The sequence below is a fragment of the Nocardia sp. NBC_00403 genome (genome assembly GCF_036046055.1).
In the GTDB taxonomy this organism is placed as follows: Bacteria; Actinomycetota; Actinomycetes; order Mycobacteriales; family Mycobacteriaceae; genus Nocardia.
This window is the reverse complement of sequence record NZ_CP107939.1, coordinates 5,195,234-5,221,251: the sequence shown is the minus strand read 5'-3', so window position 1 is coordinate 5,221,251 and position 26,018 is coordinate 5,195,234. Positions and strand designations below refer to the sequence as shown.

The following is a 26,018-nucleotide window of genomic DNA, read 5'->3' as shown; positions in this document are numbered from 1 at the left end:
GAGGGCAGGCCGATGTACTCGGGAAGCACGTTGAGTCAGGCCGACGCCGGCTTGGCCGTCGAACTGTTTGAACATGGCTTCACCGCGAAGTCCGCGTCCCTGTCCCTTGACCTCGCCCCGAACCCCGTTCAAATGTTGTACCAGCGATGGCAGCTGAGAGGACGGGATGCGCTGGTGACGAGGGAACGCAGGCAGTACGACTTCGGGACCAAGCTCGAGATCGTGCTCCGTCATGTTGCGGGCGAGTCTGGACGGGCTCTCGCCGAGGAATACGGGCTCCCCTCGCCCAGCACCGTCGCCAACTGGACGAGTATCTATCGACGCGAGGGCGAAGACGGGCTGCGACCCAAGAGACGCGGCCGGCCCCCGACCGATCGCGGAAACCCTCCACCGCAGAACGAGATCGAGACGCTGCGCAAGGAGAACGAGCGGTTGCGCGCAGAGGTCGCGTACCTGGGAAAATTGCGGGCCTTGAAGTCACAGGAACGCCGCTGAAGGTTCAAGCCGTCGAAGACCTCAAGGCGCAGTACCCACTGTCGCTCTTGCTGCAGATCGCGCACCTTCCCCGGTCAACGTTCTACGACCACCGGAACAGAATCGCCCGCGCGGATCGGCATGCTGAGCTGAAAGAAGCCATCCGTCAAGCCTTTGAAGAGGCAAGACGCGCATACGGGCACCGGCGCATCCTGGCGATCCTGCTGCGTCGCGGGTGGCGGGTGTCGAAAAAGACCGTTCTGAAACTGATGCGCACGCTCGGCCTGCAGTGCCCTGTGCGCCGTCGGCGGAGATACAACTCCTTCCGGGGCGAGGTTGGCCAGGCGGCCGACAACGTGTTGAACCGCCAGTTCACCGCAGCAGTCAAGCACACCAAGTGGGTCACGGACGTGACCGAGTTCGCGATCGGGGCCTCCAAGGTATATGTCTCGCCAGTCCTCGACCTCTATAACAACCGAGTCATCTCTGCCGCGGCCGGGCCATCACCGAGCGTGAAGATGGTTACCGATGGCCTGCGCACCGCAATCGACAGCCTGCAGTCAGGTGAGAAACCGCTGGTTCACTCCGATCAAGGATTTCAGTACCGCCACCCCCTCTGGCAGGACGTGCTCCGCGAGGCCGGCCTCACGCAATCCATGTCCAGAAAAGGCACGTGCCTCGACAACGCCGTCATGGAAGGATTCTTCAGCCATCTCAAAGAGGAATGGTTCCGAATCCAGCAGCCCGCGACCACTGACGAGTTCCACGCCGGACTGACCGACTACCTGCAGTGGTGGAACACGACCCGCATCCAACAACGGCTCGGCTACCTCAGCCCCGACGAGTACCTCGCCCAAACCTCCGCCGCCGCATAAGGTTTAATTCCAAGGTCCAACTTTCGGGGACCACTCCACTTCTACACCAATACTTTCCGAAGGGAACTGATCTATCTCGATACGGTCGGAGAGAACTCGGAGCGGTCGCCTCAGCACTCAACAATCGTCCTCGGAAGACACTCGGTTGGAAGACCCCCGCCGAGGCCCTCGAGGAACAGCTATCGTTGCTCCAACAGCGTGGTGTTGCGACGACCGGTTGAGTCCGGGCCAGCGGCTACCCACACCCGATACGACCCTGTCCGCGCGCCGAAGGCGCGCGGACAGGGTCGGAATCCTTTCGGTGGATCGGGGCTCAGGGTGCCGTGATGGTGTTGGTGTCCAGGGTGACCGCACCGTTGAGGGCCAGGATGTCCCCGTTCGAGGTGGTGCCGCCTGTCACCGTGACCGAGGTGAAAGCAAGGATGTTTCCGGCGAAGTTGGTGTTGGTGCCCAGTGTGGCCGAGCTACCGACTTGCCAGAACACCTTGCTTGCGGTGGCGCCGTTGATAAGGCTGACCACACTGTTCGCCCCGGTGATCAGTGTCGTCCCGGCCTGGAAGATGAACACCGCATTCGGATTGCCTTGCCCGTCCAGGGTGACGGTGCCGTTGAGGCCGATCCCGGCAACTGCGTGGTACACCCCGGAGGTCAGGGTTTGTCCCGCGAGATCAGTGGTCACGAAAGCGGTGGGCGTCCGGCCCACCGCGTCGATGTAGGCAGCCTGCAAATCGGTGTGTGCCTGCGCCGCGACCAGGTCCCCGGCATGGATGGCTCCGCCGGTCACCGTTCCGGGCGGGAATCCGGTCACTGCGGTGCCCGGGCTGACACCCAGGTTACCGGTGATGGCCGTGGCTCCGGTGTTGGTGACTGTCGCGGCACCCAGCACCGCGAACGACGCGGCTGTCCCTAAATTGACCGGCGCCAGACCTGAAACGTAGGTGTAGGCGACACCGTTGCTGGTTCCGCCGGCGGTGGTGACAGTGACCGACACCGTCCCAGCTGAATGGGCTGGGGTGAGGGCGGTGATCTGCGTCGACGAGTTGACAACGAACAGGGTCGATGGGGTAGCGCCGAAATTCACTGCGGTGGCTCCGGTCAGGCCTGTCCCGGTGAGCACAACCACTGTCCCACCGCTTGGCGGCCCTGAGCTTGGAGTGATGCTGGTGAGGGTGGGCACCGCGATATAGGTGAACGCGACACCGTTGCTGGTTCCGCCGGCGGTGGTGACAGTGACCGACACCGTCCCAGCCGAATGGGCTGGGGTCACCGCCGTGATCTGCGTCGAGGAGTTGACCGTGAACGAGGTTGCCGGTGTCCCACCGAAACTCACTGCGGTGGCTCCGGTCAAGTTCGTCCCGGTGAGCACGACCGCCGTTCCGCCGGCCGCCGACCCCGAAGCCGGACTGATGCTGGTCAAGATAGGAGCAGGCACGCCATAGGTGTAGGGCAGCGGGTTGCTCGTGCCGTCCAGCAGTACCTGTACGGTAACGTTCACCGTGCCGGTTCCCGGTGGGGCGATGGCCGTGAGCTGGGTATTGGAGTCGATGGTGAATGTCGTCGCCGTCGTGCCGAACCGGACAGACACGGGACCGACATTGCTGAATCCGGAGCCGGCGATGATTACAGAGTTGAAACCCGCTGGAGGGCCGAAAGAGGGTGTCAGCGAGGTGATAACAGGTGCCATCTTCTTGCTTTCTATCAGTGAACGTGAAAAGGGTTCTCCCACAGCAGCACGGGCCTGGCCGTTAGTTGCGCTGCCTATGCCCAGTAACCCTCCAGTTGCGGCACTTTGGCAATGCACCCCCGGTGCGGCTTTGTCCGTTTTTCGGGTTCGGCCGATAGCTATTGGGAAACTAGACACCAGGCGTGACCTTGTCGCGCGGCTTTGAGAGGCGCCGCCGTCCAGTTCGGGCGCCTGGGCTTTGTTCGCGAATTCTGTTGCCGGTTGTTCGCGAATTCTGTTGCCGGTTGTTCGCGAATTCCGGTGTCGTTGTTCGCGAATTCTGTTGCCGGTTGATAGCGGATTTAGGCATCGGTTGGGCTGGGTGATTCCCGATCCCGGTCGCGAAAATTGACATCACCTGAGTTGGTGTGTCGGATTGGCGTGTTGTGCTGTGAGGGGTCAGCGGTGGGTTGCTCGGGCGTGGGCGGGTCTGTAGGCGTCGGTGATGGCGGCGCCCGCGGCCGGACAGAGGCGCAGATCCTGTAATGACAAGGGAGAAGATGTCGATGCCTGACCTGGATTTGTATGTCCACTTCGCCACGCGTGGTGAAGTGTTGGGGGCCGGATTCGACACAAATCCTGCCGAGTGGGAAGCGAAGCTGGGGCCGGACTATCTCGACGACAGGGCACAGGACCTCATGCGGCGGGACTACGGACTCGTAGAGCTTTCGTTCCAGGCGGACGAGGGCACATGGCACTGCTTCGGCATCAGCGTGCAGGCGCACCGTCTGAGCGGAGGTGACGTGTCCACCGTGCCAGCGCCCCTGCGGAACGAGTACGGCGAGTTCACACCTCGGGTGAAGTTCGACGAATTAGCTGCCCTCATCACCAGTTTGGGCTATCGCATCGAACCGGACAACGACGCGACGACCACGGACATTCGCCACTACCGGGTCCCCGAGTCCGGTGTGCGGGTCTTCGTTGTCGCCGACGCTGATCCTTGTGGATACGCCGACGTGGGTGCGGAAGGCCCTGCCGAGCACAGGGTGGGCGATGTGTGGTCCATTGTCCTGTCCCCTGCTTGGTGGTCGGCGCGAGGTCTGAGCGAGGACCTGCCACAACAACGGTGTCAAAATTCGCGATCACAAAAATCCTACTCCACCAAGTGATGTCGAGATTCACGACCAACTGCTGCCCAGAGTCGCGATCAGAACCAGGTGCCGGCAAGAACCGTGTCATCTGGTACATGAGGCGCAACTGCCTGGTAACGGTGGTGGCGGGTGTAGTTTGCCGCGTGATGAGGGGGGCTTGACAAGGATGAGCTGATCGATCGGTGGACGCTTGTCGGCGAGGAGTTGGGGCTGGTCGCGTCCAAGCGTGGTGCGGCGAAGCTCGGGTTCGGGTTGATGTTGCGGTTCTACACCGAGCGGGGTCCGCCGCGGTCGCCGACAGCCCGGTGTATCGAGCATCTCGCCGGGCACCTGGACCAGAACTTGGCCGAGCACCGGTCCTGCCGCCAGTCTCGAAGTAGCCGCCTACCGAGCGGTCATGAACGTCGGCTTCTGCCGATGAGCACGCTTGCGGTCCCGCGCATCTGGTCCGATACGGCAACGTGGCGGATCACGATGCGTTGCGCCACTATATGACCGAAGGCCTCAACGACGCCCTCGACCTACTCGAACGCACCGCCCAGTCGCCGAGGAGGGCTCGATGCTGCCGGTGATCTACTCGATGAGCGTGTCGCTGGACGGGTTTCATCGCAGGACCGGATGGCGACATCGGCTGGACCGCCCCTGACGCAGGGCAGATGCGCTTCCGCCGGCGATCCCACCTCCCGATCTCCGTGCGCTGGCCGACACAACCCCGCCGATACGTGTGCTGGTACTGCGGAGCACTCGAGGCGAACCGCACGAGCCGACACTGCGGCACATGCGGCTGGTGCTTCGAGTGCGAATCCGGCTTCCCCGACTGCGACTGCGCCGACAGCGCATCAGCTGAGCGCACCCTGCCGCCTTCCCAGCGTGCCATCACCTCGACGGCCCATCACCGATCTCGCCGCCGAGCCGACTCCACCTAGAACCCTCTCGCTGATCTGTCCCCCAGAACCCCGTGCGCAGCCTGAACCGCCCCGGCGAGTCCGGAGACTTACGGGTGTGACAGCTCAGCGGTTTGCTGGGCTGGTTGTTGACAGTAGTAGGCGGTCTCCATCGCGGCAGGCGGCATGTCACCGCAGTGTTGATAGAGCCGCCGGTGATTGAACCAATCCACCCATTCGGCGGTGGCCAACTCGACGTGATCGACCGTGCGCCAGGGGCCGCGTGGTTTGATCAGTTCGGTCTTATAGAGACCGTTGATCGTCTCGGCGAGCGCGTTGTCATAGGAGGATCCGACCGCTCCGACCGAGGGGTGGATCCCGGCGTCGGCGAGTCGTTCACTGAGCGCAATAGATGCGTATCGCGACCCCCTATCCGTATGGTGCACAACATCTTTCACATCCCAGCCGTCGCGTTCGCGCGTCCAGATGGCGTGCTCGATCGCGTCGAGCACCAATGCGGTGGTCATCGACGTTCCGGTGCGCCAGCCCAGGATGCGTCGGGCATAGGCATCGACAACGAACGCGACATACACCCACCCCGACCACGTCCGGACATAGGTTATGTCGGCCACCCACAACCGATTCGGTGCCGTGGGCGCGAATCTTCGTTGCACCAGATCCGCCGGCCGCGGCGCGGCCGGATCGGCGATCGTGGTGCGTTTGACCCGCCCCCGCACCGCCCCACGCAGTCCCAGCTCGCGCATCAACCGCTCCACGGTGCAGCGGGCGACCCGGATCCGTTCCCGATTGAGTTGCAGCCACACCTTTCTCGCGCCGTAGACACCGTAGTTCTGCGTGTGCACCCGTGTGATCTCTACTTTCAGTTCCTCGTCGCGCTGCTCCCGTGCGGTCGGGATCCGGTTGCGGTGTTCGTAATAGGTCGATGGGGCGATTTCGACGCCTAACTCGGTGAGCACGGCGCAGATCGACTCGACACCCCATCGCAGGCCACCGTTCTCACGATGGCCCTGATATTCGCTGATGTATTTGACGGTCAGCGCTGTGGCCGGTCCAGTTCGGCCGCGAAGAAAATCGACGCAGATTTCAGAATTGCGTTGGCGCGCTTGAGTTCTGCGTTCTCCCGCCGCAGTCGTTTCAACTCGGCGGACTCGTCGGTGGTGATGCCCGGGCGGGCACCGGTGTCGATTTGGCCTTGCCGCACCCATTTGCGGACCGTTTCCGGTGTCCCGACACCCAGCAGCTCGGCGACCGCACGCATAGCCGCCCATTCCGACTCGTGCTGCTCCCGAACCTCGGCATACATCCGCACGGCCCGCTCACGCAGCTCGGCCGGGTACTTCTTCCTCGACGACACAGCTCCATCCTTCACAGAAGATGAAGTCCCCGGACTCACCGGGGGGATTCACCTGCTGGCATCCAGGCGGCGCGGCCGTGGTCGCGCCGCCTGGACTTCCGACCTGTAATGGAATGGCAGGGTCGCCTCAGTGCCGGGTCGGTGGCCAACGCGCTGCTGCCCGCGCTGATGAACACCGAGTCGACATCGTCCAACGCCGCGTTCGCCAAGTCGATCGGCACCGAGTGCGTCACATCCAGCGCGGCGCCACATGACACTTGCACGGTGGCCGTCCCAGGGGGAACCTGTGCGATCACGGTGCTGTTCTTTCCGCCGGTCACGACCGGGAACGACGCCTGGACTTGCCGTTGATATTGACGTTGCAGGTCAGCGGCCCGGGTGCGGTGGAGGTGACGGTCACCGTCACCCGCCCCCTGCCCCTGATCAAGTCCGGCGTCACATCTGCCGCCGATGCAATGCCAGGCAGCGCCGCGACGGCCCCAGTACTGGTAGCCGACGAGTGCCGGTCGGGTTCGAGTGTTGGCCTGGACAACAGCGGTCGAAGACGCAGTCGGCTACCCCAATCGGCCTTCGGATCCCTGCAGCGACACCGCACCGCACGATCCATGGGGAACCACCCGGTCCGAGATGGCGGAGACCAGCGCGAGCAACCGGCTGATGCGACGGAGCGGATTCGTGGCGAATCTCTGGGCTTGCGCGTGCTGAGGTGCCCTTCAAATGGGGTACCGCACTACTCGCCGTGCTCGCCTGGCGCGCAGCGAGAGTGGTGGGACCGACACAAGAACGGAGAGAACCATGAACTTCGCTCGCACAGACTGAACAAGCACTGCAGATCGGATCTTGATCCTCAACACTGCAGAGTGATCAATCCCTTCTGTCGGACCTGAGCGACAAAGAAGTCGCTGCGGATGCTGGCGCAACGATGCGGCGACACCCGCCTGAGTCCGAGATCGAGCACCCGGAATTTGATGAGACCGCGCTGCCAGTGGTGCGCCGAGTCGCTGCACAAGGCGCTCAGTCCGCGACCTTCGCGTACATGCACCGTCGATGACCCGACGCCGGCGAGCTCAGCGAACTCCAGATTGACGCATTGTCGCCGTCATGGCCAAGTTCTCATGGCCGAGGACGAGGACACTGTCGTGCGTGGCGCGCGCGTTCCGGCCACGCACCACGCGCCCACTGAGCACACCAGTCGCTCCAAACCGTGCGCCACTGTGGTCATAGTCGAACGCAAGAGCGGCCTCGCGCGCGGCTCGATCGGTTTGTCGCTGTCCGGCGAGCGCGCACGTTACGTCCGGAATCAGGTCGAGCGCGACGTACGGTGCCCGCGCGCTGGGCGGGCATATCACTCACGGACCGTGAGCACTGCCGCGCGAGACCCACTCGACTGTCCGCGCGCGATGCGTGCGACACATCGCCCACTGCGCTCGAACGGCTACGGGTCGCTAGCCGGCAGCCAGCAACCGGGCGAAGTGAATCGCGCCACGGCCTTGTGCCTGAAACCCAGCCCCCTCGAGGAATTTTCGACGTTTCCAGCGTGCGGCCGTCTCGCCGTCCAACGCGATCGTCAGCTGTTCAGCACCGGCTCGGCGAGCATGCTCCGCGAAGTGCGCGACCAGTGTTGTCCCCGTCCCCGTGCCAGGTTGAACGACGCCGACGATGCCGATGTGCCCCTCGGCGGCCCGCCCCGCCAGAAATCCCGTGTACCGACTTTCGCGCGTCGCGACCTACCGGAGCCACCCGCCGGGACCGTCAGCCACGCATGTCAAGCAGACGCCGGCGCCCACGGCCGCCCCGGCGGCAAACGCACATGGTCCCCACCCGCCCATGCCGCACTGCGATGCCTCATCGCAACGGCTCATCACTGATCAATCGCTTCCGTGCAGAGGGAGCAGATGTCCATCGGTCAGGCCATAACCGGACAAACTCGAACACCCGGTAGCCGATGAGTGCGTGACCTTATCGGCTGCATGGAGATCGGTGAGGGCTTGTGGCCGAGATGGTCCGCGGTCGAGAACACGTGGCGACGAGTCATTTCGGCATGTTCCGGTCGGTGCGGCCCGGCCGGAACATACCGAGGTCTAGATGACCTTGGCGGCGATCAGCAGGTTCCAGATCTACCCAGACGCACCGACCACATGCAAAGACCTCGCCCTGACCGCCGGAGAAACAGCGCTGTCCGAGGTGACCTGGCGCCAGGGCACCAAGACCGGCCCCGCCAACCCGGCGGCCGAGATGCGTTCCCGCTTCACCGCGATCCGGGTGCGCCCAGCCAACCGCACCATAACCCGCGCCTGCGACGGCACCCTGCCCCAGGCCTGGCTGATCGCCGAATGGCCCGCCGGCGCACCCACCCACCAACTACTGGATCTCCACCCTCCCCACCGACACCCCCATCGAAGCACTCGTCCGGCTGGCGAAGATCCGCTGGCGCATCGAACACGACTACGGGGAACTCAAACACGCCCTCGGCCTGGACCACTTCGAAGGCCGATCCTGGCTCGGCTGGCACCACCACGCCACCCTCGTCACCGCCGCCCACCTGTTCCTCACCACCCTCGGGCTCTACACCCCAAAAGCCAGCGGGCAGGACTGACCCTCTACGGCATCCTGCGCATAATCCAACGCGCCCTTGCCATCTGGATCGGCACCTGCCCACTCTGCCACCACACCTTCCCCACCCAACAAAGTCCTACTAGAGCCCCCTCCAAAACCGATGCCAGAGTGCGTTGTCGCCGCCACGTGCGAAGACGTCGAGATGATCCGGCCCCCACGAGACCGGGGCGGGCGCGGTGGTGATGGTGCCTTCCAGACTCTCCCAACCCGACCAGGTCTTGCCGGTCCACCATTTGTGCCAAAGCGCGTTGTCACCGCCACGTGCGAAGACATCAAGATGACCCGGCCCCCACGAGACCGGGGCGGGCGTGTCGGTGATGCCGCCGCCCAGACTCTCCCAACCCGACCAGGTCTTGCCGGTCCACCATTTGTGCCAAAGCGCGTTGTCACCGCCACGTGCGAAGACATCAAGATGACCCGGCCCCCACGAGACCGGGGCGGGCGTGTCGGTGATGCCGCCGCCCAGACTCTCCCAACCCGACCAGGTCTTGCCGGTCCACCATTTGTGCCAAAGCGCGTTGTCACCGCCACGTGCGAAGACGTCAAGGTGACCCGGCCCCCATGAAACCGGGGTCGGCGCGGTGGTGATGCCGCCGCCCAGACTCTCCCAACCCGACCAGGTCTTGCCGGTCCACCATTTGTGCCAAAGCGCGTTGTCACCGCCACGTGCGAAGACGTCAAGGTGACCCGGCCCCCATGAAACCGGGGTCGGCGCGGTGGTGATGCCGCCGCCCAGACTCTCCCAATCCGACCAGCCCGTCTCGCCCGCCACCCGGAAGACCAGTTCGTACCTTCCTTCCAAGGTGTCGAAAATCATCACCTTGTTTTCGGCACCCTGAACGAAGATGTCCGAGCGGTCGAGAATCAATTGCTGCGTTCCGATGTGATCATCATCAAGGGCGAACGGTATGGGCAGGTCGATGCCGTTCAGATTGTCACGAATAGTGTCGGTTAAACGGGTCGCCCTGACAGCCTGATTCCTTTCACCCAGCGACGCGGCGAGAGACAGAGGAATCGTGGTTCGGACAAGCGCCTGGTATTGCTCCGGGGAACCATTGTCTTGTTCCATTACCGAGACGACGATTGCCGCATGGTCCGGACTTGCAATCTCCAGCGGTGTTCTGCTGGGCCCCCAGCAGGGAGGATCGTTTACGGTGCGTACCTCGCCAGCGTCGAAATCCTTGAAAATGCCATAGCGAAATACTTCGAAATTCGGCACCGGCGGAACCGGAACCGGAAAGTTCGATGGTCGCATGTCCACGGCTGAAATGAGTACATATATTTCTTCTGAGGCAGAATCTTCGTTTACTTCTTCCAGGCAGCGAATCGTGTGCAGCTGAATTGTTCTCGTCATTTTCCTATGACCTTTCTTGACATTTCCCCGGCGGTGCCGGAACGAACGTGTGGCAGACGTTACTGCGCGGCTGGGTCAACAGCTGGGGTAGTGGACTACGTCAATCGGTCGGTACCATTCGGGCAGAAATGCCGAAGAAGCGCGGTGAGGGTATCTATGCCAGGTACGGGAATCGATCAGTCAGTTTTTTTGAGAGTCCGGGTGCCGTGTCCGGTTCAGGCAGGCCGCGAGTCGTGTACCAAACCGCAGAGACCGCTCTCGAGGCGGATTCTTCCGACGTGGGATTCCCACGAGCAGGCAACCGCTTTCGGCATTACGCTGGGACGGCAGTACCCCCGAATACGCCCAAGCGCGCGTCCAATGAGGAAGCCGCCCAGGATGCTCGCCGATGGGCCCGCGACCGTAGTCGGCCGGCTGGTGCAGGCTCGGCGCTCTGCTCTGAAAGTGCTTGTGCGCAAGAGATCCTCGACGTCGGCCCGGCCGCATGGCTGACCCCAAGATTTTGGCCCCTCGTTGGATCGCACGGTATGGTTCGCCCGTACCAATGAGGGGAAGATCCATGAGTTACCTTTCCGGGCAGCCCGGACAGCGCGGCGGTCTCGTGTCCTCCGGCTTCCCGCTGAGCGCGGTAGCCGGGGGGATGGTCGCCGGTATCCGGCTGTCCACAGTGGTTCCTGCTCATCACGGCGTTCGGTTCGCTTAGGTGACGCTGACTATTTCGCCTGACATGGTGATGAGCGAAGAGCTTGCGGTTGCGCCGGCGACACAGCGACCATCTCGCACGACTCTCGTCAGCGGAATTGTGCTCACCGCTGCGCTTTTCGCGATCGGCGGCTGGGAGCGGCGCTGGATCGCCGACGACGGCTTGACCGTGCTGCGTACGGTGCGAAACCTACTGGCGGGCAACGGCCCAGTCTTCAATGCGGGTGAGCGCGTCGAAGTCAACACCAGTACGGCCTGGACCTACCTCATCTGGTTCTTCGGCTGGCTGACGCAGGCGCGGCTGGAATACCTGGTGCTGGGTATCGCGCTGACGCTGTCGGTTGCGGCCATCGTCTTCGCGATGCTGGGCGCGGCCCGGTTGTGGGATGGCGGCGGTGCCCGATTACTACTTCCGGCAGGCGCTCTGGTCTATATCGCGGTGCCCCCGGCCCGTGACTATGCCACCTCGGGACTGGAGTCCAGCCTGGTCATCTGCTGGCTGGCGGTGCTGTGGTGGTGGCTGATCCGCTGGAGCCGCGCCGAAACAGTGTGTTTCGCAAGCATTTTCGGCCTGTCCTTTGTCGCAGGTCTGGCGCCGCTGATCCGGCCGGAGATGACGCTGGTCGGCGCGCTGGCGCTGCTCATGATCTGCTGCGCGCCACAGCCGGGGATCCGGATGCGGCCGTGGATGTTCCGTGCACTGATGGTGGCGATGGCGGGCGTGGCGCCCGTCGCCTATCAGATCTGGCGCATGGGTTATTACGGTCTGCCGTACCCGAATACGGCCGTTGCCAAAGATGCGGGCGGCGCGAAATGGCGGCAGGGGTTGGTCTACCTGTGGAATCTGGTTGGGCCGTACTGGCTGTGGGTGCCGCTGGTGGTGCTGGGTGTGGCGGCGGTGATGGCGGTGCGGTCCCGACGTATCGGTGGTCATGCCGCTATCGCGTCCGACCGCGATGCGAAACCGGCCCTGCGCGAACGCATTCACCGACTCAGCGGGTGGCTGCGGACCCCGGTCGCAGTGGTCGCACTCATGTTCGGCAGCGGTGTCCTGTTGGCCGTCTATGAGATCCGTGTCGGCGGCGACTTCATGCACGGCCGGATGCTGCTGCCGCAGCTGTTCTGCCTGCTACTGCCCGTCATGGTGCTGCCGCTGAAGTCTTGGGCTGCGCAGGCGGACCCGCGCCGCACCGGCCGGGCCTCCCTGATCGTGCCCGTAGCTCTCGCCGGAACCGTGGGCTGGGCGCTGTTCGCGGCCAACGCCACCGCCATCGAGACCGACAGCAAGATCAGCACCTCCGGTATCGCAGACGAGCGGCTCTACTACGTCCAGACCACCGGCCACGATCACCCGCTCCGCGCCGAGGACTACCTGGACTACCCGCGTATGCGCGCCATGGTCGGCGATATCGCAAGAAGCCCGAACGGCGGTCTGCTCATCAATTCGCCGTCCTGGAGCTGGACCATCGTCCCGCCTCCGACACCGATCCCGGATGGCAGCGCCGGGCATACCGTGTTTTTCGTGAACCTCGGCATGATCGGCATGAACATGCCCCTCGATGTCCGCGTCCTCGATCCGATGGGTCTGTCGTATCCGCTTGCCGCACACACTTTCCGGTTCCCAAATGCCCGTATCGGCCATGACAAGAACCTCGACTCGGACTGGGTGGTCGTGGACGCCGGCATGGCGGACGAGCATCCCTGGATGCCATGGTTCCTGGACGAGGGCTGGGTGACCAGGATCCGAACCGCCCTGAGCTGCCCGGAAACTCGGGATATGCTGGCCTCCACCCGCGCCCCGCTCACCTTCGACCGATTCCGGCGCAACATCCAGCAGTCGGTGGAATACGCCAAGTACCGCATCGACCGGGTGCCTGAGCACGAGATCGAGCGGTGCCACGTGGTCGACCGGAGCGACCCTAACGCATCGAGGTTGCGACTTGACATAGGCGAGCCATGAGCGTGCGTTCGGCAGAAACGCCCGGCCAGTGCAACCCGTTGGCCCGCGAGATCCAGATCGCGACACCGGTCCGTATCGGTCATCTCGACACCGACGACGCCAATCGCTACAGCAGTTACGGACTCGTCGAGGTGCTGCGCATGCTGCCCGACTACATGGACCTCACCGGCTCACGCCAACCAAAGCTATGACCCGCCCGGCGTGACGTGGCCACCCACGCCCCTCCGCTACAGGGCAATCCGTGCCGCGACAGCCGGTGTTCGCACAGCCTGGTTTCGGGCGGCCGGTGCCCGCGCAATCGGCCTGCGGGCAGCAGATGCCAGCACAGCATGGACCGAGATCGCCCCACGACGTCAGACTTCAGTCCTTGACGCCGACTGGGCAAGCGTCGCGTTCCCGCTCCAGAGCCGGTGTCATCGTCGCGCGCTGTGCGTGGGGCTGCTGGTGCTGATAACGATTGCGGTCATACTCCTCGCGATGTGAGTTCGCCCAGCGACGGGGATCTCGGCGGGCTGGAGCAGTTGCCGTTGCCGCCGGATCAGCGGTGGAGCTGAGATCTTCAGAGCTGTAACGGCTTTCGGCCCTGGCCGACGAGATCATCAACAGCGTCCATTCCGGATGTTACAGTGATTTCACTAACGCAACTATTGTCGTAACAACGGCTGCTGGTGACCCGGTAAACCAGGCATGACTCTCAATCGCAAGCAGCTGCAACAGTTTTTGGCCCGCGCTGGTGTGATCGCAGCGGTGACCGTCGCCGGGGTGGTCGGGCTCGCAGCGCCATCTACCGCCATTCCGCATGACCCAGGCTTTCCGTTCTCGCCGACCCTGACGCGCCTGATTCCGACCAGCTGCTCCGCGATCATCGACGCGGTCACCGTGCGGCAGGAGAAGCCTGGCACGTTCGGCGTGCGGGTGAACGTCACCCAGACCGGGGACAGCTGCTCGGACTGGAAGGTCGCTGTGCGCTTCAAGAACCTGGATACCGGGTACACGGACGGGCAACAGCACCGCGTCGTGAACGGTGTCGTCCAAAACACGGTGGACGGCGTGATCGTCGGCTTCGGCACGGCGCCGGGCGTCGGCCGGGTGGAGGCTCGGATCGTCGCGCTGGACTCGAACGACAGGGAGATGGAGCAGATCTCGGGTACGGCGACGTTCACACTGAGCTGAGCGAGTGCGTCGTGTCCAGCGATCGCTGGACACGACGCACTCGGCGGTCAGCCACCGTGCAGGATCAGCATGGTGTGCACACCATGGTGGAACTCGTACTCCATTTCCCGGAGCGACGAGTGGATTCCGTTGTCGCGTAGTTCTTTCCGGAGATTCTCGCCCCTCACGGCAAGGCTGGCACCGGCGTGCCGTCCGGTGAACGGCATCCCGCGGACCCGTCTTCAAAGGTGTTGCGGCGCAACGGTGGGACATGCACCCACGCGGGCTGATGTTCACGCCCAGCGGCATAGAAAGACGTTCTATGCGCCGGGTGTCTGGACGAGGGAACATCCTCCTGATGCGCTTGTCGGGCTTGGTGTCCCATCGCAGTAGGAGGACGTTCGTGAGTAACGGTAGTGGCTTGTCGCGGGGTGATCGCAACCGAAACGCCCGTCTGGGGCGGCTTCGGGCGCTGGTCCCGACCGACAACACCATCGTCGGGATTGATCTGGCCGACCGGAAACAGATGGTGGTAGTGACCGATCACGACTCGAAAGTATCGGCCCGCAAAACATTCCGATGCCGGGCATGGGATCTGGGAGCCGCGTTGGACTGGGCGGTCCAGCGGGCAGCCGGCGCGGGTTTCGCTGGGGTGACGGTGGCGTGTGAGCCGACCGGACACCGGTGGCGGGTGCTGGGCCAGTTGGCCGCTGACCAGGGTATGGCGTTGTGTGTGTCCAGCCGTCGATGACCTCCTGGTCACGTCGCGCCGAGGACCTGACCTGCGACAAAACCGATGAGAAGGACGCGGTGCTGATCGCCCGGTTGACCGCGCAGTTGCGCTGCTATATCCCTGAGCCGGTCGATGAGACCTGGGGCCGGTTGTGGCATCTAGGTGCTCGTCGCGAGCAGGTGATCGTGGAGATGGTCAGCCAAATCCAACAACTGCGGGCGTTGCTGGAGTGCGTAGGGCCGGCCGCGCTGGACACCGCGCGACAGCCGTTTCGTTCCCGCACCTCCGGTCGCGGCGATGAGCGTGATCTGCGACCGCGACGGCGGTGACCTGGCCCGCACCCGCCGTCTCGGCTCGGCCCGCCTCGAACAAGCGGTCCGCCGCGAGATCACCCGGCGAGGTGGCCAGAAACCGTCGCTGCGGATCGTGGGCAACCTGTTCGCCGCGCCCGATGATCCGGCGGGGGTGATCGCGCACCGGCGCGGCGCACTCGATCGAGTGCGGCTGCTGCTGGCCGACTGGGCCGAAAACCAACGGCGTCTCACCGACACCGAGGCTCGAATGATCAACGTGCTCAACGAACTTCGGGTTACCGAGCTGGTCACTTCCATCACCTGACTTTCCGCGGTCGGGGCCGCGGCGATCCTGGCCCAAACCGGTGATCCCGCCCGGTTCACCACCGCCCGCGCCTTGGTCGAACACGCCGGTCTGGCACCGCGCGAGAAACTGTCGGGCACCTTCACCGGACGCACCAAACTCACCGGCCAAGGACGGCCCGGCTTGCGTCTGGCCGCCTGGCGAGCGGTTTGGGGCGCCCAACGCGCCAACCCTGTTTATGCCGCTCGCTACCAGCACCTGACCAGCCGCGACGACAACAAACTCACTCCCACCCAAGCCCAAGCCGCCATCGCCGCCATCGCCGCCATCGCCGCCACGATCCTGCGACATCTGCATGCGGTCGTCACCACCGGCCAATGCTGGGATCCACGCATCGCCACCCACGGCACATGGCCAGTCATCCCCCAATCTCGGTGGCCGCCTGAATAATTCAGTGGCTATCGAGCGGTCGGTCGGGGCGAGCCCCACGCGGCATTGAGACACACCGTGATCTCGACGCTCATCATGGGCAGCCCCGCCCGTCGTCACACCAACCCGATTACACGCTGCAGGGATCAACCCCATCACCGCTATGCAGGGACGACAACGGGCGAGGCACCGACCAACCGCTTGACACAAAACGCCTTACGCTGATGAGCGGATGTTCTGCGCCGCAGCGCATCTCGCACCGCTGACCGCGCCGTACGCGGCATTACGGGATGTCCTGAGCCACAGCGATCTCGGGCCGTGTGATCGCCGGCGGCGTTAGCTGGTGTGTTGATGGCCGATCGTGGTGTCAGTGGAGGCGTCAGGCGTGTGTCAGGTCGGTGTCAGCCAGCCCGGCAACAGTGTGTCCATCGAACAAAACGACCGGCACCGACACGGTACGGGTCGCTGCCACAACCGATTACGAGGAGCACACGACATGACCATCACCCTGACCGACCAGGACAAGGCCACCCTGCGCACCGCCGCCTACGGCGCGGTGTCGCTGCTGGCCGCCGCCGGTGCACCGCACAAGGGCATCACACACGGCTCCATCGCCCTGACCTCGGCGACCGGGCTGGTCGGGCACGTGCTCGCCGCCAAGTCCAAAGACATCCACCTGCCAGGCAAGTCCGTCGCCGAACTCGCCGACCAGGTGCTGCCTGCCCTGACCGCAGCCATGAGCCTGCTCGGCACACAGCATCCGGGCGAGGCCGACAACTTCCGCGACACCGTCCTGGTCGCCGTCGAAGCCGCCACCGGGCCCGGCAAGGGTCAGCCCAGCCCCGCCGTGGCGGCGATGGCCCGCAAGATCACCGCGGCCCTCGACGCCGCCTGACAGGTGCGCGGCCGGCGCAGCACAACTGGTAGCTGGTCGCGGGGTCCTCTCCGGACCCCGCGACACGGCCACCGACCGTCGAACCCCGGGTGCGGCCGCGTGGCCGTTGGGAACCTCGGTATGCGGCTAGTTAGAGACTGGTGTCAGGACCCGCCCGAGAGCCGGAACAGCTAGGTCACGACTCGCCGGCGGCAACACGCCGAACACCAGTCATGGTTCGTGCTCGGCGGTGAGATCAGTCGGCAATATGGCGCGTCGCCCGATCCGGCAGGATCCCGGCCCGGACGAGTTCCTCGTAGATCCGCTGCTGCTCATCGTCGAGATTCGAGTACAGCATGTCGTACGCCAGATCTTCCTCGGCGAGCACCGCGACCGGATCCCAGTCGTCACCGAGCGCCGCGACGACGGCGCTGCGCCGTCGTGCCTCGTCCAGCGTGAGGTCGTAAGCAAAAGTATGGTCGGCCATATGGGCATCTCCAACCCGGTTCTTTCCAAAAACGAAATGACGACGATGCCCAACCACGCCTTCTCGGGCAATGACGTGCATCACGTTCCTCGGTTGGACTTCGTCACATTCGATGCTCGTGCCCGGACTGGACCGCGGAGTAAACGCGTCCACATAGTCGCCACGACACGTCCACCGCTGAAATCGGGCACATGAAATGCGGAATCGGCGCGAAAGCGCTGTCGCGTGCCCTCAGCACCCGTCAATCGAGTCAATGCCCGTAGCCGCTCGAAGACTCGAACCAGGTTCGAATTGCCGGCGGCAGCGTTGCTTGATCCGACGCCGAGTCGAATCGGCTACACCACGGCCAGTGTCGGACCCACGCAATGACAATCGGTTTCGACGGCCTGTACTCGTCCGGAGTGCATGCCAAACACCTTCCCGGCCTCCCCTTCGATTCCCCCCAACCGTCTCCGGCATAGCATCTGACGAATTACATTGCGCCACAACTTCTAATACACTCGGACGGTTGGGGGAACGGTCGGCGATCAGAGCCCTCGGACGGGGGCAGGACAACAGATAGTCTGCTGGACAGCTCACGACTCCCCTACCCGACGGTGGCCGGCGCGGGCGCACCGACGGGCGCCGCGGCACTCACGTGCCGAGCCGCGGCCAGCCGCGCAAGTGCGGCCTCGGTGAAGATCGACAACCCGAGGTCGGGGTTGTATCCGTGAATTTCCTTGACGTCGAGCTCGGCCAGGAAATACAGGATCTCCGTCGAGATCACCTGGCCCGGGACCAGCACTGGAAAGCCGGGCGGGTAGGGGACGACGAAGGTGGTGGACACCAGAGTCTTCCCCTTGGCGAGCCGTCGCCCAGCGTCGCCGAGCAGGACGTGTTCGCGGTCGGACTCCTCATACCCGGCATAGAAGGCCGATCGCATGTCGCCGAACGAGCTGGCGCCGTCGGGACGAAACGTGCTGTCGAACTCGCTGAAGTCGGGCAGCCCTGGCAGATACTTGGTGATCTCGTCAACCCGGCGCTGTTGCAGAGCGCGATCGGCCTTACCGGCCGCGTTCTGGCTGCGCTCGAAGTCGGTAGCCACCCGACGCAGCACGTCGAGCAGGTAGTGCACGCTCGACCAGGTGACGCCGATCGTGAAGATCAACAGCACACTGTTGATCGAGGTCTTGTTGATCTGGATGCCGAACCGGTCCATGAGGATCTTCTCGCGGAACTCATACCCGTTCATACCGGTCTTGCCGATGAACAGGGTGACGCGTGTCGGGTCGAGCACGAACTGATCGGACCGCCACGCCTCGTTCCACTCTGCCAAGCCACCCTGCCTGACCTGCCGGTACGAGCTGACTTCAGAGGCCCGGAACTCGTCGGGCACCAGGTCGTCCTCGTCGAGGATGCGGAACCACTTGCCGATCAGCCGGTCTTTGCGGACGCGGTGACGGAAGACCAGCGCCATGTCGTAGACATTCCGGACCAGCTGGAATCCCTCGATGTCGACCTGCCGACGCGCCAAGTCCAACGACGCCAAGAGTTGCTGGTTCGGCGACGTCGAGGTGTGGGTCATAAACGCCTCATCGAATACCTCGCGCACGAGAGCTTTGAAATCCTGGTCGCGGACATGGATCATCGACGCCTGCCGAAGCGCCGACAGCGACTTGTGGGTGGAATGCGTCGCGTACACGCGTACCCGCGCGCGCCCAGGGTCGGGAAGCAGCCGGTGGTTGCTCCACTCGGCACGGTCGACTCCCTGCATCGACGCACGCCACTTGCGGTACTCCTCCACATACCCGGGCGACGACAACGTCGATTCGAGTTGCTCGGCGGCAACCATCGCGGTCCGCTGCCGTGCCCAAGGCACCGCGGTTGCGAACGCGTACCACGCCTCGTCCCACAGGAAGCAAATGTCCGGCTTGATCGCCAGGACCTCCTCCATCACGCGCCGGGGGTTGTAGACAATGCCGTCGAAAGTGCAGTTGGTGAGCAGCAGCATGCGCACTCGGTCCAGTTGTCCGGCCGCCTCGAGGTCCAGCAGCGCCTTCTTGATGGTGTGCAGGGACACGGCTCCGTAGATCGCGAACGGCTCGAGCGGGTAGGCGTCCAGGTACATCGGGTACGCCCCGGCCAGCACCAGGCCGTAGTGGTGCGACTTGTGGCAATTGCGGTCGATCAGAACGATGTCGCCCGGCCGGGTCAGGGCCTGCACGACAATCTTGTTCGCGGTGGATGTTCCATTGGTGACGAAGTACGTCTGATCGGCACACCACGTTTCGGCGGCTTTGTCCATCGCCGCCCTGATCGTGCCGTGCGGGTCGAGCAGTGAGTCCAGCCCGCCCGAGGTGGACGACGTCTCGGCCATGAAGATGTTGCGGCCGTAGAATTCGCCCATGTCCTGCAGTGACTTGGAGTTGAAGATGCTGGCGCCACGCGCGACGGGAAGGGCGTGGAATTGGCCGACCGGCGCGGCCGCATAGGCACGCAGGGCGTCGAAAAACGGTGTGGCGAACCGGCTCCGGATGCCGGCGAGCACCGTGCTGTACAGGTCGGTGACATCGTTGAGTCGATAGAATGTGCGATCGTAGACGTCCGGCTCGTCCTCGGTCTCCGCGGCGATCGACTCGTCGGTGAGCAGATACAGGTCGATATGAGGCCGCAGCTCCCTGATCCACTCGCCACATTCAACCCAGGCGTGGGTGCGGTCGGTCACGACCACCTCGTCGTTGGCGCCGAGCAACGTGGTCATCAACGGCACCCGGTCGCGTGAACGAAGCGGCAGGTCATCCCGGATGATCGCCGCTTGAATCTCGCCATTCAACGCGACGGCGGTGATGGCGTCCTCGATGCTCGCCACGACAAGCAGCTCGAACTGCACATCGTCCGACGGGTCGCGAAGCGCCCGCAGGCTCTCCGCCAGGCTCTCGGGAGCCTCGGGCGGGGAATCGTCGCCGAGCAGGACAGTGTAGAACTGCTGTTGTTTGGCCCGCGCCACCAGTTCCTGATCGGCCATCGGCGCGGATGTGTCGAACACAGCTGTGCGGTCGCCGTACTCGGAGAGCAGGCGCACGGCCAGCGACACCTCCTCGGTGAGCCGCGTCGTGGCAAGATCGGCGACGTATCCGCGAAACGTCGCCAGTCTCGCCGCGCCTGGGTACAGCCAGTACCGCTCGTAAGCGCCGAGACGATCGAGCAGGCGCTGCACTCGGGCAGTGGCGCGGGTGGTGTCCAGCCCGGCACGATTGACATCGGCCAGCTGCCGGCACGCGTCATCGAGCAGATTCCACGTATCGATTCGCGAGTACGACGGGTTCGCTACCGCCGCCAGCGCGGAAACACAAAGCCCTTTCGGGCGCTCTCCGTCTCGATGCATATCGTCAGTTCCGCCTCCAATCAGTGCAGGCGAGGTGATCTGCCGAACACAACAGATCGCCCTGGAACATTCATCCCTACAAATATTGTGTCCCGCCGTCGATCAAATTCCTAGCTGGCATTCAGGAATTAATGGCGGTGGCCCCAAGGCTGCCGCACCGATGACACTGCGGTGGCTATCGAATTTGGGACTATAACCGGCGCAACTTTGTGCCCTAACCGGCCACAAATCGTCGACGATGCCCGGATCACCTATTCGTGCGGGCGTCGAATCCATCAGGGTCCGCGGCCATGCCCGGCAGGATGTAGCGGCGCACGTGGCGCAGAACAGCAGTGCTGTCGTCTGCGTCGATGGTATCTCCCGGGACAGTGCCCAGGCTGATCAGAATGCGCGCCACCCACTCGGATACCTCGGCGAGGTCGTGATGTGGATGGATCTCGCCGCGCGCGGCGGCGGCCTCGACGTAGGGACGCCAGAAGGCGGCGAGATCGGGAACGAGACCGGAAACCCCCGCGCCGGCACACAGTGCGAACTCCTCGGGCTCGGCCATTCGTAACCGCAGCAACAATGTCCCTGGATCGTCGTAGGCCCCGCGCCCGATGCGCACACCTGCTGTGAGCTGTTCGGCGAAGGTTCCGAGCGTGTCGAGCTCGGCGCGCGCGCCGCTCCACAACGCGTCGTTGAGCCGGACGATCGCCGCGCCGAGCAGCGAAGCCTTGTCCTGGAAGTGCCGGTAGAGCCACGCTCGCGAGACACCCGCTTCCTCGGCGACTTCGATGACGGTAGTCGCCCGGATTCCTTTGCGTGCCAACAGTTTCTGAGCGGCATCGAGAAGCCTGTCGACCACCGTGGCGGTCTCCGCTTCGATCATGCGGCTCACTTTCGGTACGGGTTCATCAGCACGACTGCGGTTTCGCTCAAACCCTAGCAAAAACTAGACAGATCTGAGAATGTGTCTATCCGTAGACAAAATTCAAGATGTGTCTACAGCGCCGAAAGGAAATGTAGCCATGTCCCCACCGCGAACCGCGGTCATCGGCGCCGACACCAGCGGCCTGACCACGGGCATGGTGCTCAACATGCCGTGTCGCAGGTTGATGTAGGCGCGGTCGCGCATCCACCCACCGGCGCGCCGAACACATCGACGCGACCCCCTGGTCCAGATCGCCGACCTCGACCGCGCCGCCCCACCACACGCCGCGGCCACATCAAGTGCCGAAGTCAGGCACTCCCCGTAAGACCACTCGAGCCCAACCCATGGTTCGAACCGGCTGTCGCACAACAACTGCGATTCCTGCGCCGACACCTACTCGACTACACAGTCCACCACAGCACCAAGGGAGCAGCATGACCACAGACGAGCGCACGGCGATGGTGATAGGCGGCGCGTCGGGCATCGGCCTGGCGACCGCGCACGCCCTGACCGCCGACGGATACCGGGTGATCGTCGCCGACCTCAACGAGACCGGAGCCACAGACGCGGCCATCGCCATCGGCTCGACCGCCTCGAGCATCGGCATGGACGTCACCGACGAGGCATCGGTCGAGGCCGGATTTCGCACGGCACCCGCCCTGCACGCTGTGGTGAACTGCGCCGGGCTCTCGATGCCCGGCCCGATCACCGAACTCGAACTCGAACACTGGCACATCACCCTCGACGTCTGCCTGACCGGCACCTTCCTGGTACTCAAACACGCGGGCCGCCATATCGTCGACGGCGGCAGCATCACCTGCATCGCCTCACTCAACGGACGCCAACCAGGTACCGGAATGGCCGCCTACTGCGCGGCCAAAGCCGGAGTGCTCATGCTCGTGCAGGTCGCGGCGCTCGAACTGTCCGAACGCCGAATCCGCGTGAACGCAATCTCTCCGGGGCTCGTCGACACACCTCTGGTGGCCGGAATCGCACTGGTGCCGGGCCTGACCGAGGACTACCTGGAAAACACTCCCCTGGGACGCAGCGGACGCCCCGAGGAGATCGCCGATATGGCAGCGTTCCTCGCCTCCGATCGAGCAACCTGGATGACCGGCTCCACCATCGACCTCAACGGAGGCGCACACCTGCGCCGATACCCCGATGTCCTCGGCCACGTCCGAGCGCTCACGCAGACGCCTCCGGCGTAAACCTCGGCCACGAGCATGGCCCCATCCTCCCGGTCGCCGACGAGGTCGACGCACACCGATCGCTCTGGCGTGCCGGGTCGTGGCGGCGCTCTCGCAGCGTGTCGATGCGCTCACTGGACCGTGGCCGATCGCAATCCCCGCGATGACGTCGCAGAACATGCCCGCGCGTGTCGGGCATGTGACTGCACCGAGCTCCTTCTACGGGAGCCTGAATCTTCTGCAACGACCGAATCTCCGCAGACGTCTTCGCGGCACCAAACTTCCGGCAACTTCGCGGCGAGTACTTCTACCTGCACTGTGACGTGCTCGAAGCAACACTTGCAAACCTACAGCCTGTATAGTTACAGTGTGTAAACCATCCGTTCCGGTTGGCCTCGAAGACTCGCTACGGCCGCACTCGCCGCGTAGCCTCGACCCCTACACATGGAACCTATGCAACGAGACCATATGCCCATCATGTTGCCCGTCACGGTCGTGCATACCCCCGATCGGATCCACCCCGTCGGTGACCATCACCAGCACGGCCCCGCTTCGGAAGCCGCACCGCCGCAGCTCATTCCCTCGGTCCCCACGCGCTCGACAGTGCCGGCGCCGCCCACTGCCGAAGAGCTCCTTCCCGACACCGCGACCAATGCGACCTTGCGCGGATTGATCACGACCTATATCGATGAGTTCGTCATCACCCCGTTCAGCATCGCCGGACAACGGTGCCACGGTTTCGCGGCTCGGCTGGCCGACGACCGCCCCGGCGAGGCGTGGCTGCTGAGCTGGTTGCCCGATGCAGTCCTGAATCGTCGGCAGGCGTATGCCGCGATGGTTCTGGACGCGGTCCTGGTCGACCATGAACTCGACAGTGCCACCATGCTCAGCGTCATGCGGCGACTTGCCGCGCAGATCGCCCGCCCCCTCGAAGAAATCCTGACCCAGCTGTGCTACGTCACGGAGAGACCGCAGCTTCGATAAGCCCGACGCGAAACAGCGTGGCGCAATCCGGCCGGTGATCTGAGCGAGGGCCCGTCGGCTCAGTTGCCCGATCTTGCGATCACCGGCGACTGCAGCAACGATGCCGCCCCCACGACAAGATCGGCGTACAACGCCAATACCCGCTCACGCGGAATCTGTGGGTTGCGCAGCCACCAGCGACCCAACTGCTCGGCAATCCCTGAAGCCGCATACGAAAACGCCATCAGATCGTCCTCCCCCACGACCCCTACCAGAGGGCGCACTAACTGCCCGACTTGCACGATCGTCGAATGCCGCAACTGCCCCAGTTGCTCCGCCAGCGTTCCTTCCAGATTTGCCGACGTCGTGAACAACAGCGCCCACCGCTGCGGATTGGAAACGATGAGGTCGAAGTACGGGGCACCCCCAGCCGCAGCAATGGCCCGTAAGTTCCGACCCGCTTCCACAACCTCCGTCACACCCGCGACAAGGCTCTGCTCGAACTGAGCACGGGCACGATACACGCACGCCAGGAAGATTCCCTCTTTCGAACCGTGATGCTGGTACACGATCGGCCGAGTCACCCCCGCCACCCGAGCGATCTCATCCACGCTCACCCCCTCATACCCCCGCTCGGTGAACAACACCTCCGCCACATCCAGCAACTGCTGCTCACGCTCGGCTGCACTCATCCGCACCCGACGCGCCCCCGCAGCCGCAGGCTCAGCCATCTCCGCTTCTCCTTCGATCTGGGCCCTCACATTTGTATACACAGTGTAACTTAGGTGCATCGGTCGACGCCCTGGCGGCGATGACCTGCGACTTGGTCGACCACCAAGACTGGATACTCCATGATCGTCAGCCGTGCCGGATCGGGCGTTGCTCGACTTCCCGACCCGACTGGTCCCGCCCGACCAGCAGGTCCTCACCACATCACCCACGGTGAGGACTCGCACCAGCGATCATGGCCGCCTACGCATCAGTGCCTCCTACGGCGAATCTCACGCCACCCCGGCTCCAGCGAAGCAGGGATGTCATCGCCGCCGCCGAGCGGCACGCCACAGCCAGGGGCAGCGCTTCGCTCGGGAGATCGAGCGCGAGACAGCTTGGATCACCCTGACGGTCACCGGTCGCAGATTCTCGCGATTCGGCAGCGACTCCATGCCTTGGAACCAGAGTTGCGGCGGCTGGGCCACCACGCATGGTTCACCGCCATCACGACCCATGAATCGCTCCGTCTTCGCCCGCACGAGCTCGCAGAACTCAATGCCTCCGGCCCGTACGCGGCCGGGGAACCGGAGTCTGCCAGGCAGAACAATTCCCGCACTGCTCAGCTGCTGGCGACGCTACATTCGTGTGGAACACACCGCGTACCAACTGATTCGGGCTCGTGCGACCGTTCCGACGACCGTGAACTCGGCACCCCTCGTCCTTCGACTCCACATCGAAATCGCCAGCCGCCGCAACGCCGCCCTCGCCCTACGCGACTCGCAGCAGTTCGCTTCCGGTGGTTGCGTCAGGAGCGGAACGAGATTCGCCGCTGCGCTCTTTTCCGGGCGGGCTCACGTAGCCGCGCGTGAGGTCGGCAATCCCGCGGCCGCGGCCGCCGCTCGCGCCGCGTTGCGGACGCAACTACCCGGGCGTGGCCATCCGCGTCGCCCGACGTGGCGGAACCCCACCGGACACCAAGGACCTTGCCATTCGCAGGTAGCGTTCCGCAATCTCGTCGATCGTCAGTGAGCCCGACGGGGCAAACCACTGACAGACGCCATTGATCAGATCCATCAATGCCATCGTGATCAGCTCAGCGTCAACGGGTCCGGAGCCTTGGATAGCGGCGACGACCTCGCGAACGGCCCGTTGGTAGGTGGTCTGGAGACGCACGATCGTTCTCAATTGATCGGGAGACAGCGCGCCACGATTGCCCCGGATGGTCAGTAGCTCGGTGCGCCGTTCGTTGCTGATCATCAGGTGGAGCTTGATGGCCGCATCCAGACGCTCCTGATGCGGGCGGGTCGAGTCGCTCAGTATCGGCAGCAGTGCATTGTTGAAGTCGGTCATGAACTGCCGGGATATCGCGAACAGCACGTCCTGCTTATTGCGGTAGTGGTGATACATCGTCGAGGAGGAGATCCCCGCGGCTTCGGCGATGTCGCGGATCGCGGTCATTCCGTAGCCGCGGTGGTGAAAGAGTTGCGCCGCTTCGACCCTGATCCGATCGGCTACGTCCACGCCGCCGTCGAGTCCAAGATTTCTCGCCAC

Annotated in this window: 21 protein-coding genes and 3 pseudogenes; 16 read left to right on the top strand and 8 right to left on the bottom strand. The window is 64.2% G+C overall.

Annotation, left to right across the window (positions count from 1 at the left end; genetic code table 11):
• Nucleotides 1–12 precede the first annotated feature (12 nt).
• The 3 genes and pseudogenes from OHQ90_RS23080 to OHQ90_RS23070 form a co-directional block, all read left to right on the top strand.
• Nucleotides 13–357: pseudogene (locus OHQ90_RS23080) on the top strand (helix-turn-helix domain-containing protein); the annotation flags it as partial.
• On the top strand, nucleotides 270–1,349 hold the full coding sequence (locus tag OHQ90_RS23075; protein WP_328413050.1) for an IS3 family transposase: 1,080 nt from the start codon (nucleotides 270–272) through the stop codon (nucleotides 1,347–1,349). The pseudogene OHQ90_RS23080 and the gene OHQ90_RS23075, both read left to right, overlap by 88 nt.
• A gap of 29 nt (nucleotides 1,350–1,378) precedes the next feature.
• A pseudogene (locus tag OHQ90_RS23070) lies at nucleotides 1,379–1,570 on the top strand (IS30 family transposase); the annotation flags it as partial.
• Nucleotides 1,571–1,662: 92 nt separating this feature from the next.
• On the opposite strand, the gene OHQ90_RS23065 reads toward OHQ90_RS23070, so the two are convergent.
• Nucleotides 1,663–3,033: an ice-binding family protein gene (locus OHQ90_RS23065; protein ID WP_328400711.1), complete on the bottom strand. Its 1,371-nt coding sequence runs from the start codon at nucleotides 3,031–3,033 to the stop codon at nucleotides 1,663–1,665.
• Between the two features lie 545 nt (nucleotides 3,034–3,578).
• On the opposite strand from OHQ90_RS23065, the gene OHQ90_RS23060 reads away from it, so the two are divergent.
• Nucleotides 3,579–4,181, top strand: a complete 603-nt coding sequence (locus tag OHQ90_RS23060) for a hypothetical protein (protein WP_328400709.1) — start codon at nucleotides 3,579–3,581, stop codon at nucleotides 4,179–4,181.
• A 976-nt stretch (nucleotides 4,182–5,157) separates the two neighbouring features.
• On the opposite strand, the gene OHQ90_RS23055 is transcribed toward OHQ90_RS23060, so the two are convergent.
• Nucleotides 5,158–6,422, bottom strand: a protein-coding gene (locus OHQ90_RS23055; protein ID WP_442941159.1) for an IS3 family transposase whose coding sequence is annotated in 2 segments (ribosomal slippage) — nucleotides 5,158–6,104 and nucleotides 6,104–6,422 — 1,266 coding nt in all. Because the reading frame shifts where the segments join, the coding sequence is not laid out codon by codon here.
• Between the two features lie 108 nt (nucleotides 6,423–6,530).
• Here OHQ90_RS23055 and OHQ90_RS23050 point away from each other — a divergent pair.
• Together OHQ90_RS23050 and OHQ90_RS23045 are read left to right on the top strand one after the other, a co-directional pair.
• Nucleotides 6,531–6,773 carry a hypothetical protein gene (locus OHQ90_RS23050; protein ID WP_328400705.1) on the top strand — a complete coding sequence of 81 codons (243 nt, stop codon included), beginning with the start codon at nucleotides 6,531–6,533 and terminating at the stop codon, nucleotides 6,771–6,773.
• 1,767 nt (nucleotides 6,774–8,540) lie between these two features.
• Nucleotides 8,541–9,018: pseudogene (locus OHQ90_RS23045) on the top strand (transposase); the annotation flags it as partial.
• Nucleotides 9,019–9,117: 99 nt separating this feature from the next.
• Here OHQ90_RS23045 and OHQ90_RS23040 read toward each other — a convergent pair.
• Nucleotides 9,118–10,392 carry a hypothetical protein gene (locus OHQ90_RS23040; RefSeq protein ID WP_328400703.1) on the bottom strand — a complete coding sequence of 425 codons (1,275 nt, stop codon included), beginning with the start codon at nucleotides 10,390–10,392 and terminating at the stop codon, nucleotides 9,118–9,120.
• Nucleotides 10,393–11,119: 727 nt separating this feature from the next.
• On the opposite strand from OHQ90_RS23040, the gene zomB reads away from it, so the two are divergent.
• The 8 genes from zomB to OHQ90_RS23000 all read left to right on the top strand — a co-directional run bounded on the left by zomB (nucleotide 11,120) and on the right by OHQ90_RS23000 (nucleotide 16,860).
• On the top strand, nucleotides 11,120–13,054 hold the full coding sequence (zomB, locus tag OHQ90_RS23035) for a flagellar motor control protein ZomB (protein WP_442941158.1): 1,935 nt from the start codon (nucleotides 11,120–11,122) through the stop codon (nucleotides 13,052–13,054).
• Entirely contained in the window at nucleotides 13,051–13,245 is a 195-nt protein-coding gene (locus OHQ90_RS23030; protein WP_328400701.1) for a hypothetical protein, read from the top strand. Before zomB ends, OHQ90_RS23030 begins: the two co-directional genes overlap by 4 nt.
• Before the next feature lie 556 nt (nucleotides 13,246–13,801).
• Nucleotides 13,802–14,227: a hypothetical protein gene (locus tag OHQ90_RS23025; RefSeq protein ID WP_328400699.1), complete on the top strand. Its 426-nt coding sequence runs from the start codon at nucleotides 13,802–13,804 to the stop codon at nucleotides 14,225–14,227.
• Nucleotides 14,228–14,609: 382 nt separating this feature from the next.
• The gene (locus tag OHQ90_RS23020; protein WP_328400697.1) at nucleotides 14,610–14,957 is read left to right on the top strand and encodes a hypothetical protein; all 348 of its coding nucleotides are present in this window, start codon (nucleotides 14,610–14,612) and stop codon (nucleotides 14,955–14,957) included.
• Nucleotides 14,954–15,268 (top strand): IS110 family transposase, encoded by a 315-nt coding sequence (locus tag OHQ90_RS23015; RefSeq protein WP_328400695.1) that lies wholly within the window; start codon nucleotides 14,954–14,956, stop codon nucleotides 15,266–15,268. Before OHQ90_RS23020 ends, OHQ90_RS23015 begins: the two co-directional genes overlap by 4 nt.
• A complete protein-coding gene (locus tag OHQ90_RS23010; RefSeq protein ID WP_328400693.1) occupies nucleotides 15,237–15,557 on the top strand; it encodes a hypothetical protein in 321 nt (106 codons plus the stop codon). The genes OHQ90_RS23015 and OHQ90_RS23010 overlap by 32 nt, the downstream gene beginning before the upstream one ends.
• A 24-nt stretch (nucleotides 15,558–15,581) precedes the next feature.
• Nucleotides 15,582–15,986: an IS110 family transposase gene (locus tag OHQ90_RS23005; RefSeq protein ID WP_328413047.1), complete on the top strand. Its 405-nt coding sequence runs from the start codon at nucleotides 15,582–15,584 to the stop codon at nucleotides 15,984–15,986.
• Nucleotides 15,987–16,461: 475 nt separating this feature from the next.
• Entirely contained in the window at nucleotides 16,462–16,860 is a 399-nt protein-coding gene (locus tag OHQ90_RS23000) for a hypothetical protein (protein WP_328400691.1), read from the top strand.
• A 235-nt stretch (nucleotides 16,861–17,095) separates the two neighbouring features.
• Here the strand turns inward: OHQ90_RS23000 and OHQ90_RS22995 are convergent, their stop codons facing one another.
• The 3 genes from OHQ90_RS22995 to OHQ90_RS22985 all read right to left on the bottom strand — a co-directional run bounded on the left by OHQ90_RS22995 (nucleotide 17,096) and on the right by OHQ90_RS22985 (nucleotide 21,561).
• Nucleotides 17,096–17,326, bottom strand: coding sequence for a DUF6400 family protein (locus tag OHQ90_RS22995; RefSeq protein ID WP_328400689.1), 231 nt, complete (start codon nucleotides 17,324–17,326; stop codon nucleotides 17,096–17,098).
• Nucleotides 17,327–17,912: 586 nt separating this feature from the next.
• Complete coding sequence (locus OHQ90_RS22990) at nucleotides 17,913–20,690, bottom strand: aminotransferase class I/II-fold pyridoxal phosphate-dependent enzyme (RefSeq protein ID WP_328400687.1); 2,778 nt, start codon at nucleotides 20,688–20,690, stop codon at nucleotides 17,913–17,915.
• A 247-nt stretch (nucleotides 20,691–20,937) separates the two neighbouring features.
• On the bottom strand, nucleotides 20,938–21,561 hold the full coding sequence (locus OHQ90_RS22985; protein ID WP_328400685.1) for a TetR/AcrR family transcriptional regulator: 624 nt from the start codon (nucleotides 21,559–21,561) through the stop codon (nucleotides 20,938–20,940).
• A 476-nt stretch (nucleotides 21,562–22,037) separates the two neighbouring features.
• Here OHQ90_RS22985 and OHQ90_RS22975 point away from each other — a divergent pair, with 476 nt between their 5' ends.
• Together OHQ90_RS22975 and OHQ90_RS22970 are read left to right on the top strand one after the other, a co-directional pair.
• Complete coding sequence (locus OHQ90_RS22975; protein ID WP_328400683.1) at nucleotides 22,038–22,814, top strand: SDR family NAD(P)-dependent oxidoreductase; 777 nt, start codon at nucleotides 22,038–22,040, stop codon at nucleotides 22,812–22,814.
• Nucleotides 22,815–23,261: 447 nt separating this feature from the next.
• On the top strand, nucleotides 23,262–23,777 hold the full coding sequence (locus tag OHQ90_RS22970) for a hypothetical protein (protein WP_328400681.1): 516 nt from the start codon (nucleotides 23,262–23,264) through the stop codon (nucleotides 23,775–23,777).
• A 59-nt stretch (nucleotides 23,778–23,836) separates the two neighbouring features.
• Here the strand turns inward: OHQ90_RS22970 and OHQ90_RS22965 are convergent, their stop codons facing one another.
• Both OHQ90_RS22965 and OHQ90_RS22960 read right to left on the bottom strand, forming a co-directional pair.
• A complete protein-coding gene (locus tag OHQ90_RS22965) occupies nucleotides 23,837–24,487 on the bottom strand; it encodes a TetR/AcrR family transcriptional regulator (RefSeq protein WP_328400679.1) in 651 nt (216 codons plus the stop codon).
• Between the two features lie 901 nt (nucleotides 24,488–25,388).
• Nucleotides 25,389–26,018 (bottom strand): TetR/AcrR family transcriptional regulator, encoded by a 630-nt coding sequence (locus OHQ90_RS22960; protein WP_328400677.1) that lies wholly within the window; start codon nucleotides 26,016–26,018, stop codon nucleotides 25,389–25,391.

What these genes read in the sequence shown, in the direction of transcription:
- OHQ90_RS23065 (WP_328400711.1), bottom strand. Translation starts at nt 3,033, where the DNA reads ATGGCACCTGTTATCACCTCGCTGACACCCTCTTTCGGCCCTCCAGCG.
- OHQ90_RS23060 (WP_328400709.1), top strand. Translation starts at nt 3,579, where the DNA reads ATGCCTGACCTGGATTTGTATGTCCACTTCGCCACGCGTGGTGAAGTG.
- OHQ90_RS23050 (WP_328400705.1), top strand. Translation starts at nt 6,531, where the DNA reads ATGGAATGGCAGGGTCGCCTCAGTGCCGGGTCGGTGGCCAACGCGCTG.
- OHQ90_RS23040 (WP_328400703.1), bottom strand. Translation starts at nt 10,392, where the DNA reads ATGACGAGAACAATTCAGCTGCACACGATTCGCTGCCTGGAAGAAGTA.
- zomB (WP_442941158.1), top strand. Translation starts at nt 11,120, where the DNA reads ATGGTGATGAGCGAAGAGCTTGCGGTTGCGCCGGCGACACAGCGACCA.
- OHQ90_RS23030 (WP_328400701.1), top strand. Translation starts at nt 13,051, where the DNA reads ATGAGCGTGCGTTCGGCAGAAACGCCCGGCCAGTGCAACCCGTTGGCC.
- OHQ90_RS23015 (WP_328400695.1), top strand. Translation starts at nt 14,954, where the DNA reads ATGACCTCCTGGTCACGTCGCGCCGAGGACCTGACCTGCGACAAAACC.
- OHQ90_RS23010 (WP_328400693.1), top strand. Translation starts at nt 15,237, where the DNA reads ATGAGCGTGATCTGCGACCGCGACGGCGGTGACCTGGCCCGCACCCGC.
- OHQ90_RS23000 (WP_328400691.1), top strand. Translation starts at nt 16,462, where the DNA reads ATGACCATCACCCTGACCGACCAGGACAAGGCCACCCTGCGCACCGCC.
- OHQ90_RS22995 (WP_328400689.1), bottom strand. Translation starts at nt 17,326, where the DNA reads ATGGCCGACCATACTTTTGCTTACGACCTCACGCTGGACGAGGCACGA.
- OHQ90_RS22990 (WP_328400687.1), bottom strand. Translation starts at nt 20,690, where the DNA reads ATGCATCGAGACGGAGAGCGCCCGAAAGGGCTTTGTGTTTCCGCGCTG.
- OHQ90_RS22985 (WP_328400685.1), bottom strand. Translation starts at nt 21,561, where the DNA reads ATGATCGAAGCGGAGACCGCCACGGTGGTCGACAGGCTTCTCGATGCC.
- OHQ90_RS22975 (WP_328400683.1), top strand. Translation starts at nt 22,038, where the DNA reads ATGACCACAGACGAGCGCACGGCGATGGTGATAGGCGGCGCGTCGGGC.
- OHQ90_RS22970 (WP_328400681.1), top strand. Translation starts at nt 23,262, where the DNA reads ATGCCCATCATGTTGCCCGTCACGGTCGTGCATACCCCCGATCGGATC.
- OHQ90_RS22965 (WP_328400679.1), bottom strand. Translation starts at nt 24,487, where the DNA reads ATGGCTGAGCCTGCGGCTGCGGGGGCGCGTCGGGTGCGGATGAGTGCA.